This is a genomic window from Seongchinamella unica (assembly GCF_004354085.1).
In the GTDB taxonomy this organism is placed as follows: Bacteria; Pseudomonadota; Gammaproteobacteria; order Pseudomonadales; family Halieaceae; genus Halioglobus; species Halioglobus unicus.
Genome location: NZ_SMSE01000006.1, coordinates 34,423 through 47,260 on the forward strand (window position 1 = coordinate 34,423; position 12,838 = coordinate 47,260).

10 protein-coding genes are annotated in these 12,838 nt (G+C 58.3%); 7 read left to right on the forward strand and 3 right to left on the reverse strand.

The genetic code is table 11. The annotated features are described in order from the left end of the window. Nucleotides 1-46: 46 nt before the first annotated feature. The 3 genes from E2F43_RS18465 to E2F43_RS19355 form a co-directional block, all read right to left on the reverse strand. Nucleotides 47-433 (reverse strand): nuclear transport factor 2 family protein, encoded by a 387-nt coding sequence (locus E2F43_RS18465; protein ID WP_133215511.1) that lies wholly within the window; start codon nt 431-433, stop codon nt 47-49. Between the two features lie 133 nt (nt 434-566). Next, complete coding sequence (locus tag E2F43_RS18470) at nt 567-1,289, reverse strand: oxygen-binding di-iron domain-containing protein (RefSeq protein WP_238947020.1); 723 nt, start codon at nt 1,287-1,289, stop codon at nt 567-569. Between the two features lie 402 nt (nt 1,290-1,691). Further along, nucleotides 1,692-1,940 carry an SDR family oxidoreductase gene (locus E2F43_RS19355; RefSeq protein WP_133215515.1) on the reverse strand — a complete coding sequence of 83 codons (249 nt, stop codon included), beginning with the start codon at nt 1,938-1,940 and terminating at the stop codon, nt 1,692-1,694. A gap of 422 nt (nt 1,941-2,362) precedes the next feature. On the opposite strand from E2F43_RS19355, the gene E2F43_RS18480 reads away from it, so the two are divergent. From E2F43_RS18480 to E2F43_RS18510, 7 genes are all read left to right on the forward strand, one after another. After that, nucleotides 2,363-4,825 (forward strand): gluzincin family metallopeptidase, encoded by a 2,463-nt coding sequence (locus tag E2F43_RS18480; protein ID WP_133215517.1) that lies wholly within the window; start codon nt 2,363-2,365, stop codon nt 4,823-4,825. Nucleotides 4,826-4,827: 2 nt separating this feature from the next. After that, nucleotides 4,828-5,772 (forward strand): thrombospondin type 3 repeat-containing protein, encoded by a 945-nt coding sequence (locus tag E2F43_RS19590; RefSeq protein WP_133215519.1) that lies wholly within the window; start codon nt 4,828-4,830, stop codon nt 5,770-5,772. A gap of 333 nt (nt 5,773-6,105) precedes the next feature. After that, the gene (locus tag E2F43_RS18490; protein WP_165954402.1) at nt 6,106-6,528 is read left to right on the forward strand and encodes a VOC family protein; all 423 of its coding nucleotides are present in this window, start codon (nt 6,106-6,108) and stop codon (nt 6,526-6,528) included. 223 nt (nt 6,529-6,751) lie between these two features. Then, a complete protein-coding gene (locus E2F43_RS18495; RefSeq protein ID WP_133215523.1) occupies nt 6,752-7,951 on the forward strand; it encodes a CaiB/BaiF CoA transferase family protein in 1,200 nt (399 codons plus the stop codon). After that, nucleotides 7,951-8,850: a hydroxymethylglutaryl-CoA lyase gene (locus tag E2F43_RS18500; protein WP_133215525.1), complete on the forward strand. Its 900-nt coding sequence runs from the start codon at nt 7,951-7,953 to the stop codon at nt 8,848-8,850. Before E2F43_RS18495 ends, E2F43_RS18500 begins: the two co-directional genes overlap by 1 nt. Before the next feature lie 35 nt (nt 8,851-8,885). Next, a complete protein-coding gene (locus tag E2F43_RS18505) occupies nt 8,886-10,946 on the forward strand; it encodes a hydantoinase/oxoprolinase family protein (RefSeq protein WP_133215527.1) in 2,061 nt (686 codons plus the stop codon). Between the two features lie 13 nt (nt 10,947-10,959). Continuing rightward, complete coding sequence (locus tag E2F43_RS18510; RefSeq protein WP_133215529.1) at nt 10,960-12,834, forward strand: hydantoinase B/oxoprolinase family protein; 1,875 nt, start codon at nt 10,960-10,962, stop codon at nt 12,832-12,834. Nucleotides 12,835-12,838: the final 4 nt, after the last annotated feature.

A 12,838-nucleotide genomic window follows, 5' to 3' on the forward strand; every position in this document is an offset into this window, starting at 1 on the left:
CAGTCATAAGCACCGGTAGCAGAGTCCGCGAGAATGACCCGCTAGCTCAATCCATGGGTTCCCGGTGCAGGACGGTATCGACATATTGCTGAAACCGCACAGCCTTGCCATCTTTGACCGTCCAGGCGTGGGCGAAGGGTGACCTGAAGCTCCTGCCAGTGGCTTTGTAGCTGCCGCTGTATTCACCCAGTACGACAACGCGATCGCCGTCGGCCACAAAGTCCTGGGGCATTGCGGTAAATCCGTTCCAGTCATCACCCAGCTTCATGAAGACACCGTCGAGTATCGCCTGAGGGCCAACGTACACTCCCCCATAAGGTCCCCCCGCAGCTTCCGTCCAGCTGCAGTCATCAGCGAGGAGCTCGAGTACGGCCGGAATATCGCCATTGCCGAAGCCTTCATAGACACCGCGCACTACGTCAATCGTTTGCATTTACTAACCCTCTGAACAGTTTTTGATGCCAAGCACCTGCAGATCGATAAGCTTACTTCTGGCGAACCAAGAGTGACAGGCATCCATTGGAGTCGAAGGAACTGGTTAGCGATCTTCGACGGTAGAGCGCTGTTCAACCAGCGCCGCAGAGTCGGTCGGCCAGTTTGCGCAGTTGCGCTGCGCCATCTCCCTGAAAGGCGCTGCCATGCATGCAGGCCAGGGTTTGCGGCTGCAGGGCCGCCAGCCGTTCCAGCACCGGGCCGGTATTTGCGCCGTGGGCGAAATAATCCATGGTGCGGCGCATCTGCTCGCTGCTGTCCAGAACATCATCCGATACCGGAGCGTGCTCACTGCCCGGCTGGGTGAAGAGGTCACCACAGAACAGCAGCCTGGTGGTCTGTTCGAATAAAAAACCGTTTTCCCACCCGTGTGGAACATGGGGTGCATCGAGCCAGACCACCGTGCGCGCACCCAGTGACAGCGCCTCACCATCGGATAACGCCCGCGGTGGCCGGTCGGCCAGGTCCGCTACGCTGGTCATTGCCGCGACCTGACCGCACAGCACTTCGGCCCGGGGGGCTGCCTGGAGAAATTCATTGAGTGAGCCGCACTCATCGGCTTCCACGTGACAGAAGGAGATGTAGCGCAGCTCGTTCAATGGCAGCACCGATTCGATGGCCCGGCTCACAGGCTCAAATAGCCTGCGCAGGCCGGTATGGAACAACAGCGGCGCCTCGTCCACCAATAAATACTGATTAAAGCTGAACCCTCCCGGTACCGTATCGGGTGAAACGGGGGTGCTGATTCGGTACAGGCCATTACCAATATCGTCGATACGGGTGCCCGGTGTATTCATGCTCATATCTCCCCATCCGGCGTTGGCGACTTGCTACTGACCGCCAGTTCAAATACCTTGCAAAGCGCACCTGAAGCATAGACTGAAATCGATCGCGCGGGGAAAACAATGGTCAGGATTATTGGCTCCTATATTTCACCCTATGTGCGAAAGGTGCTGGTGTTCTTGCTCGTGGGAGTACACCTCTACAAAGTGCTAATCCCCTAGTTCCCCAATGCAGGACAACGAGCACACTCGGGGCGCCCCGTATCACCGAATGACCCAGGGCAAAATCGCACGCTATCTCCGGTCGATGAATAATTCTGCTCTCCGGAAGAATTCTGCTCTCAGGTTGCGAGCTTACCCACAGAGAGTCTGGCAGGCTGTTCGGCGAGTGGCACCTTGTCAATGTCTGAGCGTGCGCTAATGGATGGAAATACCGCCGTCGATATGAATACAGTTGCCAGTGATGAATGATCCCGCCTCGGAGCAGAGATAAAGTATCAGTCCCGCCATGTCCGATGGCCAGCCCACCCGCTTCAGGGGCAGCTGCTCTGCCACGGTTTGTCCGCAGGACGTCTCAGGCCGGCCGTTTGGCGCAGGCGAGGCCTCGTCCGTGACCAGGCGATAGGGTAACTCCGGCGCGCACTGACTATACCTCTGCGTAGCAATCGACTGGCGCTACCGGTTGGTAGAGAGTTACTCGATACGTGTAATAGTGGTTGAAGGCGTCTGAAACCAACAATGCGAAGCGGGCCCGGGAGGGTGACAAAACGACAGTTCAGGCAAGACGGAACAGTCTCGCCTAATCCACCAACCCTGTCCGTCGCGCTTTGGTTTCTGTTGTAACCCAGATGAGTACTTATGCTTAGTGGGTTGAGTATTCAAGCTCATTGTCGCGCCATGCTGAAACGAGTAGGTTCAGGATTCAGTATGCGCGATGTACCTTGCATTTTACCGACCACCCAACCCAAGGTCCAAAGCCACATCGCTTTTTCGACCTGAAAGATGTCGGTCAAATCTTGAGAAGCACCACCGATCGATCACCTCTGGATTACACCTCAGGCGAAGAGTCCAACAAAAGGGAGCCAGCCGTGAACGATTTGCAGGAAGACAAGGCCACAAAAAGACGTTCATCCACCTCTCCTGGACGAACATTTTCAGCCGCTCTAGGCGCTCTCGTGTTGTTGTTGATGCTGACGGCACAGGCGGCACCCGCAAAAGCCGGGGAGACGCTGATCGACGGCCTCGCATGGCGGGCGCTGACCGACACCGCGGGCGCCGGCCTGTCGTGGAGCGACGTGGCCACGGTCTGCCCCCTGAACGAAACCCCTTGCAAAGGTAGTGTCAACGGCATTGACTTCACCGGTTGGACCTGGGCTTCCAAGTCTCGCGTGGAAGCAATGCTCTACCAACTCACGGGCTGGAGTATCGGTGATTCAGGGCCCTACTACGGTTCAACGCTGGACTTGTTTTTCGACCAGTTCGCTCCGGTAAAGGAAACCGATGGCGTGAAACTGTCTCACGCCATCTACGCGTTGCCGGAAATCCCGGGTGACGCGATGGTGGGGGCCATCTGGATTATCGATGCCAAGGTCCCGGCGGGAACTGACGCCATTGATGAGCAGCCGATTGATGTTACCGCAACAGAGGCCGGCGGCACTTTTTTTGGCGGTCAGCCCATCGGGGTGTTTCTGGTCCGGGATCCTGCGCTGGAGATATGCAACAACGGCATCGACGACAACGGCGATGGGCTGGCCGATATCGATGATGAGGCCTGCACAGCCCTTAATCCAGTCATCAACGGGCGTGAGTGGCGGCAGCTTACAGTGACACAGGGCATGGCATTCTGGGATGTGGCCGCCGTTTGCCCCGCCGGCGGACTTCCCTGCAGCGGCTCGGTCGGGAACGTTAATTTCGATGGCTGGATCTGGGCCAACAGCGTCGAGGTTTATTACATGTTTCAAGCACTGACCGGATACGGTGCATTTGAGTCGATTCCCGCCGACCCGACGGTGGTACCCAAGGTGTTCGACAAGTTCAGTCCCACCGCTTCATTGGCTACGGCCGATATCCTGTTTGGTAACACCTATGACAGCATCCGCAGCGAGAGCCCATCCAGGTCAGGCGACTTCTGGTACGCATTCTCCGCCATCAATAACGGCGTGGAGGATTTCGGCGACCCGCTTACCTGCCGCAATGGCCTCGACGACAATCTCAACGGCTCGGTGGATTTTGCAGACCCCGCCTGTTACAGCTCCAGGATTTTCTCGGTTGTCGATTATTTTGACGATGACCCCCTTGAAGACTTTATAACTACTGCTCCAGGGCCAAACATCGGCGATACATACACCCCCAACCCCTTCCACGGTTACTTTCTTTCCCGCGAGCCGAGGCTCGCCACACGCGAGTCCTGTGATAACACCTTCGACGATGACGGCGACGGCCTGATAGACAGAGCCGACGATGATTGCGCCACGTACGAGCCTCCCGTCGGTCTTCTCGTGCGCTGCATCCACGAGCCCCTGTGGCCGCAGGACAACGAACCGATCACCATTCACGCGGAAGCAATTGACAAGAACGGCGCCGACCTGATCGCAGATCGAGTAGAAATCTATGTCAACGATACCAGCAATCCTGTTGCTGCTCTGGATACCACCAGTGGCTTACAGACCAGTACCGTCGCATCCGGCCGGAGCCTCCACTATGGATGCCGGGCAGAACTGGGCGATGAAGCGACGTTCAGTGGCTGGCGAGACGTTGACGTCGGTGAACCTGAAATGGGCGGGTATCGCGCGGTGCCGGTCGTGTATAACGGGCCGGTAAAGGAAAAACTGGACCTGGTCTTCATTCCCGAAATCAATCGCCATTCAGGCACAGCAGGCTGGGCCCTGTTCCAGAGCGATATCTACCAGGTAGTCAGAGAGGGTTTGCTTGAAATCCCCTGGTTCGTGAAGCACCAAAGCGAGATCAATATCTGGCTCGGGCGTGATTTCGCAACCGTAACGCCAAAGGACGCCAATAACGCATCCTCGAAATGCAAAAAAGACAAGCCCGCTGTGTACCCGAATGGTTATGAATTTTCAGATGCAACGGGGACGATTCACGACCGGGAATGCAGGGACAACTCTTCCATGGATTTTTTCACCACCAAATTCAAGCTTGATAGACTGCAAGTCGTTGCCCATGAAATCGGACACGCTGCGTTCAGCCTGTCCGACGAATACCAGGGGGAACCCTCGCTGTATTTCACACTACCGGATTTTCCGAACCTCCTGACTAGTGAGAACGCCTGTAAAAATGCCGCTCAACGTCGAGATAAGGACCCGAACGCGTGCCGATATCTGTCTGAAGCCAGGGGCGTTTTCCTACTCAATGCAACTTGGATATTCGAGCCAGACTATCGCACTACCAGCCCGCCTACACCGGACCTGATGCAGCAGTCCGGATCTGGGAGCTGTAGCAGCGCTGACTCATGCGCCCAGTATGGCGTGGGCCCTTCCGAGATTGATCGAATGGAGTGGAAGATCAATAAGTGCAAGGCGGGGAGGTGCTGATCATGAACATTCCTAACATTCGAATCGCCGCCTTCTTGGGAATGACCTTTTCCCTCCTGACTCCGCATGCCTCTTCCTTGGAGGCCGACCCCTCCACGTCACCGGTTCCAAACATAAGCGAACTGATCCTGGATAGCAGGCGTGGGATCTACATCGAGCTTTCTGTATTTGCAGACGGCAGCACACAGCTTCTCGGATCCGGGGTAACCGACCTTCCCCCCGGCGCAACTGATGACGACCCACCGCTTCTGCTGTTGCAATTCCTCGATGCGAGTGGCCAGATCATTGGCGTCCAGAATGGGTGGGACCCGCGCTACGAATACGAGCAAACAGGGACAGGAGAACAGGTTGTCCTGCTTGCAGAAGGGATTGGCCGTTTTCAGGTGCCATTCGACCACAGGATCACACATATCCGGTTCCTGGACCAGCAATTGGCGACCCCACTGGAACTCGTGGACGTTGATGTCAGTGACCTGGTGCAGGCGTTTTGCCTGGGCAATCCTGCCGACGACAACTGCACGGGCTTTGAAACCGAAGACCGGGATGGTGACGGCGTCATCGACAGTGAAGACAACTGCGCCGACGTCGCCAATCCGGATCAGGCCGACGCCGATGGTGACACTATCGGCGATGCTTGCGACGATAGTCCCGGCGGCGATGACAGCGATGGCGACGGCATAGTCGACACTCGGGATCTTTGCCCCTCTACTCAATTTCCGGAGTCAGCGCCAACATCCGGGGTCCTCGGACGCAATCGCTGGGCACTTGATGCCGGTGGCAACTTTGTACAGGCGCCTCCCCAGGAGGGAACAGAGCATACCTTTACACTTTCGGATACCCGCGGCTGCTCCTGTGAACAGATCATTGCCGCCGCCGGATATGGTTCGGGCCACTTGAAGAGCGGATGTTCGACAAGTGCGCTGATAAACTGGGTCCAATCGGAGTAACTTCCCCTGTCAGTGGCACTACTGATCGGAATTTGTGAGCCTCTCGTGTTTACGGCTTCTGCGCAGTTCGCGAATTGGTAACATGGCATTGGGTCACTGTGATGGCCCGGCCCAGACATCAATACGACGCTTGCTCTTGACCTGCATTACTTCAGCGCCAGGTATGCCTATAATAATTCCTGCGCGGGGCATCGCCAGTCTCAGGTAAATCGATTTTTCGCAAAATCAGTCTAGTGCATGCCGGTGCCCGCCGGTAATGATAAAAAGCCACTTGTCATTACCGGGCCAGCCACAAACACTGGGCGTGATCGAAGCGGGCAGGGAGCTAGACAGATGCTCACCAGGGTTCACCACATCAATTTGCTGGTCCGGGACCTGGACGCCGCGGTGGCGCGCTATCGCGCCGCATTTGCCATCGCCAGGTTTGAGTTCGGCGATCTGCCAGAGCGTGGCGTACGCACGGCCCGCTTCCGCGCCGGGGAAAGCTGGATAGTACTGGTACAACCCACCGACCCCGACAGCGTGCCCGGACAACAGCTGGCTGCCCACGGAGAGGGCCTGTTCCTGCTCTCGCTGGGTGTAGACTCGCTGGCGTCGGCACGGGAGACGGTTCTCGCCGGGGGCGGAGCGTTTACCCAGGACAAGCCGCGCACCGGTCTCGAGGGCTGGCAGGTTCTGGACCTGGACCCGGCGCTTTTCTCCGGCGCCCTATTGCAACTCACTGAAGAAAAACCGACAGATTTTGATTCAGAATGAAATATTTATTTCAACCTGAACATTTTCGCTGACACTTGGCGTACACTAGCTATCAGGCTCCGCTCGCAGCAAATAATAGCGCCTTCGACAACCTGCTGATTTTTATCAGGTTTTTTTAAAGTTAGCGCCGAAATGCGGAGCAGGTACAGCCGTTGGCATGGTTCCTGCGACCAAGGCTGGAGAAGTCTGCCTTACGCAACCCATGCACAGGAGTCAGCCCATAATGAAAAAACCGCTCGCCGGCCTGCGAATACTGGACCTGACCCACATGCTGTCTGGCCCCTACGGCGCGATGATTCTCGCCGACCTCGGTGCCGAGACAATCAAGGTTGAACCCCTCCAGGGCGAGGGTACGCGCAAACTGCTGGCCAGTGATCCCGCCCATTCCCTCAATGGCATGGGCGCCTATTTCCTCACGCTCAACCGCAACAAACAAAGTGTCGCCATTGACCTGAAGAGCGAAGAAGGTCTCGCCCAGTTCTATCGCCTGGTTGAAAAATCCGATGTTGTGATCAGCAATTTTGGCGCTGGTGTGCCCGAGCGCCTGAAGATTGATTTCGACACCCTCAACCAGATTAACCCACGCATCATCACCTGCGCTGTTACCGGCTTTGGTTCAGACGGTCCGGGCAGCAAGCGGCCAGCCTTCGACCAGGTTGCTCAAGCCACCGGCGGCGGGATGTCTATTACCGGCACGGACCCGGATCATCCGGTGCGGGCCGGGATACCGATCGGCGACCTTGGCGGTGGCATGTTCGGAGTGATGGGCATACTGGCGGCCCTGTACGAGCGTGAGCGCAGCGGCCTGGGTCAGCACGTGGATATCTCCATGCTCGACTGCCAGATATCCCTGCTCAATTACATGGCAACCATGCACTTCCTTTCCGGAGAGGATCCGTACCCCATCGGCAATTCACACTTCGTCCACGTACCCTATAACACGTTCCGCTGTGCTGACGGGTTTATCGTGATCGCTGTCATTACCGATAATTTCTGGCAAAACCTGAAACAGGTGGTGCCCTGCGACGAATTTGATGACCCCGCGCTGGACGGGCAACCCGGCCGCTGGGCTGCGCGCGACATGATCAACACCCGGCTCAACGAGTTGCTCAGTGCAAATACCTGTGACTACTGGCTGGAACAGCTCGAGGAAAAGCGTATTCCCTGTGCGCCAGTCAACCGTTTCAGCCAGGCCCTGGCGGATCCCCAGGTACAGCATCGCAATATGGTAATTGACCTGCAGCACCCCGATGGCCCCGCCACTCGCGGCCCCGGCAACCCGATCAAGCTATCGCGTACCGCCGAGGAATCCTTTACCCCCGCGCCGCTCCTGGGCCAGCACACCGAAGCCGTGTTCAAGGGCTTGCTGGGCTGCAGCGCCGAGGAAATCCAGGGCTTGCGCGATAGAGGAGTCATTGGCTGATGTCGCAACACATCGTTATCAATGAGGTAGGTCCCCGTGACGGACTGCAGAGCCAGGACCGGCACCTGAATCTCGACCAGCGCCAGCAGTTGATCGAGGCTTTGCTCGGGGCAGGCCTGAAACACATCGAGGCCGGCAGTTTCGTGTCACCCAAAGCGGTGCCACAGATGGCGGGAACCGGCGAACTGCTGGCCCGCCTGCGCATACCAGACGACGTTGAGCTGAGCGTTCTGGTACCCAACATGAAAGGCTATGAACTCGCTCGTGAAGCCGGTGCGGGTACGGTAGCCCTGGTGGCCTGTGCCACCGAGACCATGAATCAGAAAAATATTGGCATGGACCTGGCGCAGACCTTCGCCGTCGCGCAGGCCATTATCAACCGCGGCAAGGCTGAGGGCGCTCGGGTACAGGCCTACCTGTCGGTAGCTTTCGAATGCCCGTTTGAGGGGCCGGTGGCCGACGAGATCATCGTTGAGCAGGTTCGCCAACTCGCCGACTGGGGTGCTGATGAGGTGGTGATCGCCGATACCATCGGTGCTGCGAACCCGGCTGCGGTACGCCGTCTGATGGATGCCCTTGTTGCGGAGCATGGGGCGCAGCGACTGGCCTGTCATTTTCACGACACCCGCGCCATGGGCCTGGCAAATGTGTTTGCCGCTATCGAAAGCGGCGTGCGCAAGTTCGACAGTGCCATCGGCGGCCTCGGCGGCTGCCCGTTCGCACCGGGTGCCAAGGGCAACGTGGCCACTGAGGACGTAGTGATGTTGTGTGAGCAAATGGGCTTTACGACTGGCATCGACATGCCAGCTCTGCTCGCGGCTGTACAACTGTCGAGCGAGCTGACCGGCTACACTCAGGGTGGTCGGGCCTATTACTGGTTGAGCAATAACGCCGCCTGACAAACAAACGATGTAAAGACGAGGAGACAACAGGGATGGCATACCGATTGGGTGTCGATGTCGGCGGAACCTTTACCGACTTTCTGCTGATGAATGAAAAGACCGGCGAGACGCACACCGCCAAGGTCCCTTCCACACCGGAAGATTCATCCATAGGTGTACTCAATGGCGTGGGGCGCATCTGCGAAGAATCAGGTATAGACCCCAACGAAATCAAGCTGGTGATGCACGGGACTACCGTGGCGACCAATGCAGTGCTTACCGGCAAGGGTGCAACCGTGGGCCTGGTAACGACCTCAGGGTACGAGGACACCCTGCAGGTGGCCCGCTCCTATTGCCCGGGTGGCCTGGGTGGCTGGGTCAGCTATGTGAAAAATCCTTTGCTGGCACCGCTGGAGCTGACCATCGGCGCACGGGAGCGAATTGCGGCAGACGGCACCGTGGTGGAACCTCTGGATGAGGAGAAGCTGCGTCAAGACCTTGAAGCCCTGCACGCGAAGGGCGGCATACAGGCACTGACCATCTGTTTTATCAACGCCTACCTCAATGGCGAGCACGAACGCAGGGCGCGGCAGATCGCGGCCGAGATATTCGGTGACACGCCCGTTTCCATCTCCTGTGAGGTGGTGCCTGAAATGCAGGAATACGAGCGCACCGAGACCACGGTGGTGAACTCCTATGTGCGCCCGGAAGTAGCGCGCTATGTAAGAAACCTGCAAACCGCACTCGAGGATCGGCTGGGCGACGACACCCAGCTCTCCATACTTCGCTCTGACGGGGGCCTTGCCTCCGCCAGGGCCTCCGCTGAATCGCCGGTGAACCTGCTCATGTCCGGTCCTGCCGGCGGTGTTGCCGGGGCGATTTACTTCTGCAGCCGGGCGGGCTTTTCCGACATACTCACCTTTGACATGGGCGGCACCTCCACCGATGTGGCATTGATTCAGGACTCGCGAGCGAGCGTACGCCGCGAAACCATCGTCGGGGATGTCCGGGTGCGCGCGCCATCGGTGGATGTACGCACCGTAGGGGCCGGCGGCGGCTCCATCGCGTTTGTCCCCGAGCTGACCAGGGCACTGCGAGTGGGTCCGGAATCCGCCGGAGCGGTCCCCGGCCCGGCCTGTTACATGAAAGGTGGTGATCAGCCTACGGTATGTGATGCCAACGTGGTACTCGGCTATCTCCCGTCTGACGTGCAGCTCGGCGGCAAAATGGAAATCAACCGCGACGCTTCCGTCAAGGCCGTACAGCAGGTGGCCGATGCGATGGGTATTGAGCTGATGGAGGCGGCCGAGGGCATCATCAAGATCGTCAATGAATCAATGTTTGGTGCCCTGCGACTGGTGTCGGTGGAGCAGGGCTACGACCCGCGCGACTTCGCACTGGTGGGCTTCGGCGGTGCGGGCCCGCTGCACGCCAATGCCCTGGGTATTCTCAGCAATGCCTGGCCGGTTATAGTGCCCCCCGGCCCGGGAGTTCTCTGTGCCTACGGTGACGCTACTACCCAGGTGCAGGACGAGGCGGCACGGACCTATCTCACCATAGCGACCGATATATCCGATGAACAGCTGCACGCCGATCTGAAAGAGCTGCAATTGCGCGCGGGGGAATCCCTGCTCGCGGACGGTATCCCGCTGGAAGAGCACGAGGTGACCTATCAGGCAGACCTGCGTTATGCGGGCCAGGCATTCCAGATTACGGTGGATTTTACCGAGGCTGACCTGGCGGAGCGCGGTATCAAGCTGCTCACCGACCAGTTTGATGCTGAGCACGAACAACTGTTCACCTTCAAGCTCGGTGACGGTCACGAGATTCTGATGATTCGCGCGGTTGCCAAAGCCAGGGCCAGGACCATCGCCGAGCTTCGCGTGGGCAAGGCCGAGACAACACTGGAGGACTGCAAGATTCACGACAGCCGTTTCTACTACGAGGGCCAGTGGTATGACATTGCTATTTACGATCGCGGTCGGTTGCACGAGGGCCTGGTGGTCCCGGGACCGGCGATCATCGGCGAAATGGATTCCACCACGGTTGTATTGCCGGGCTACGATGCGCAGGTCGACGCGATCGGCAATCTGTTAATCAATCCGGTGGCCTAAGGAGACCAGGACTATGGCTGCAAAAATAATCCAGACCAACGACGCCCAGATTAATACGGTAGAGGTTGATGGCGTCACCGTGGACATCATCGAGAACGCATTGCGTAATGCCCGCGAGGAAATGGACGCGGTGTTGTTTCGCACCGCCATGTCCCCGGGCATCCGCGAACAGGGTGACTGTTTCCCGATGATCGCCAACCGCGAGGGCAAAATGGTTGTGGGCCAGTTCGGCTCATTTATCGGGCCTTTCCTCGAGGCCTACGATGCGGAGATCGAAGAGGGAGACATCATTCTCACCAACGATCCCTACCTGTGCAACGCGGCGGTATCGCACCTGCCGGACTGGGTTGTGCTGGTGCCGGTATTCAAGGACGGCCGCCACATCGCCTGGTCGGCGATGTTTGGCCATATGTCGGATAACGGTGGCATGGTACCTGGTTCAATTCCGATCCAGGCAACCACCATTTACCAGGAAGGCATTCGTATTCCGCCTACCAAGCTGTACAAGCGAGGCGTGCTGCAAACCGATCTGCTGGAGCTCATTCTGCACAATGTGCGAACCCCCCAGTGGAACCGCTTTGATCTCAATGCCCTGGTGGCAGCCTGCAACACGGCGGCAAAGCGCTGCGTCGAACTGGCTGAGCGATTTGGTGACGACGTGTTGATGTCGACCATGGATATCATGCTGGATCGCAACTATCGGGCCATGAAGCACATCATTGAGATGTTCATCCCGGAAGAGCCCCGGGAGTTCGAGGACTATCTGTGCGATGACGGCATGGGTATGGGGCCCTACAAGATAAAATGCCGGATGTGGCGTGAAGGCTCGACCGCAATCTTCGATTTCGATGGCACGGATCCGCAGGCACAGAGTTCGGTGAACTTTTACCTGAACGAGGACATGTTCAAGATGTTCTTTGGTTCCTTCACCATCAACGTTGTGGACCCGCAGATCGTTTTCAACGATGGGTTTTACGAACTGGTCGACGTGCGTATCCCCCAGGGAACCCTGCTCAAGCCAAATTTCCCCGCCGCCCTCTCTGGCCGCACGCACGCGCTTGGTCGGATTTTCGACCTGCTCGGCGCCCTGCTCGGCATGGGCGCGCCGGAGCAGATGCTCAACGCCGCCGGATTTTCCGACTCACCTCACCTGTTCTATTCCGGTTATGACAACAACGGCGAGTGGTTCCAGCTATTCCAGATCGGGTTTGGCGGCATCCCCGGTCGCCCGGTAGGGGACGGCCCCGACGGGCATTCACTGTGGCCGGGCTTTACCAATGTTCCGAACGAGTTTATCGAATCCTACTTTCCACTGCGTATCGAGCGTTATGAGACGATTTGCGATTCGGGTGGCGCCGGGCTGCATCGCGGTGGTAACGGGCTGAGCGTCGCTTACCGCTTCCTGGCCGACGGCGAGATCGGCATTCACGACGAGCGCTGGCTGACCTATCCCTGGGGTGTCCTGGGCGGCGAGACCGGCCTGCGCTCCACCAAGCGCCTGGTGCGGACTGACGGCAGCGAACAATGGCTGCCAGCCAAGATCGAAGGTGTAAAGGTACGTGCAGGTGACATCCTTTACTTCAACACCTGGGGAGGCGGCGGCTGGGGAGACCCTTACGAACGTGATCCGGAGCTGGTCCGCCAGGATGTCGAACGGCGCCTGGTCAGCCACGAAGGTGCCAGGCGCTACGGTGTGGTAATGGGCGATGACGGAACCATAGACGCCTCGGCTACAGATGCCCTGCGGGCGGAGTTACGCGCCGAGCGCGGTGACATTGAACTGTTCAACCGTGGTGGTACGATCGAGGAATTGAAAGCGCGGTGCCTTGAGGAGACCCACTTGCCGCCACCTGAATCGCCGAGCTTTATCGGCAGCAGCCCGGCCTGAATCG

Excerpts from the sequence above, each read along its gene's own strand:
- E2F43_RS18510 (WP_133215529.1), top strand. The coding sequence starts at position 10,960 with ATGGCTGCAAAAATAATCCAGACCAACGACGCCCAGATTAATACGGTA.
- E2F43_RS19590 (WP_133215519.1), top strand. The coding sequence starts at position 4,828 with ATGAACATTCCTAACATTCGAATCGCCGCCTTCTTGGGAATGACCTTT.
- E2F43_RS18495 (WP_133215523.1), top strand. The coding sequence starts at position 6,752 with ATGAAAAAACCGCTCGCCGGCCTGCGAATACTGGACCTGACCCACATG.
- E2F43_RS18500 (WP_133215525.1), top strand. The coding sequence starts at position 7,951 with ATGTCGCAACACATCGTTATCAATGAGGTAGGTCCCCGTGACGGACTG.
- E2F43_RS18465 (WP_133215511.1), bottom strand. The coding sequence starts at position 433 with ATGCAAACGATTGACGTAGTGCGCGGTGTCTATGAAGGCTTCGGCAAT.
- E2F43_RS18490 (WP_165954402.1), top strand. The coding sequence starts at position 6,106 with ATGCTCACCAGGGTTCACCACATCAATTTGCTGGTCCGGGACCTGGAC.
- E2F43_RS18470 (WP_238947020.1), bottom strand. The coding sequence starts at position 1,289 with ATGAATACACCGGGCACCCGTATCGACGATATTGGTAATGGCCTGTAC.
- E2F43_RS18505 (WP_133215527.1), top strand. The coding sequence starts at position 8,886 with ATGGCATACCGATTGGGTGTCGATGTCGGCGGAACCTTTACCGACTTT.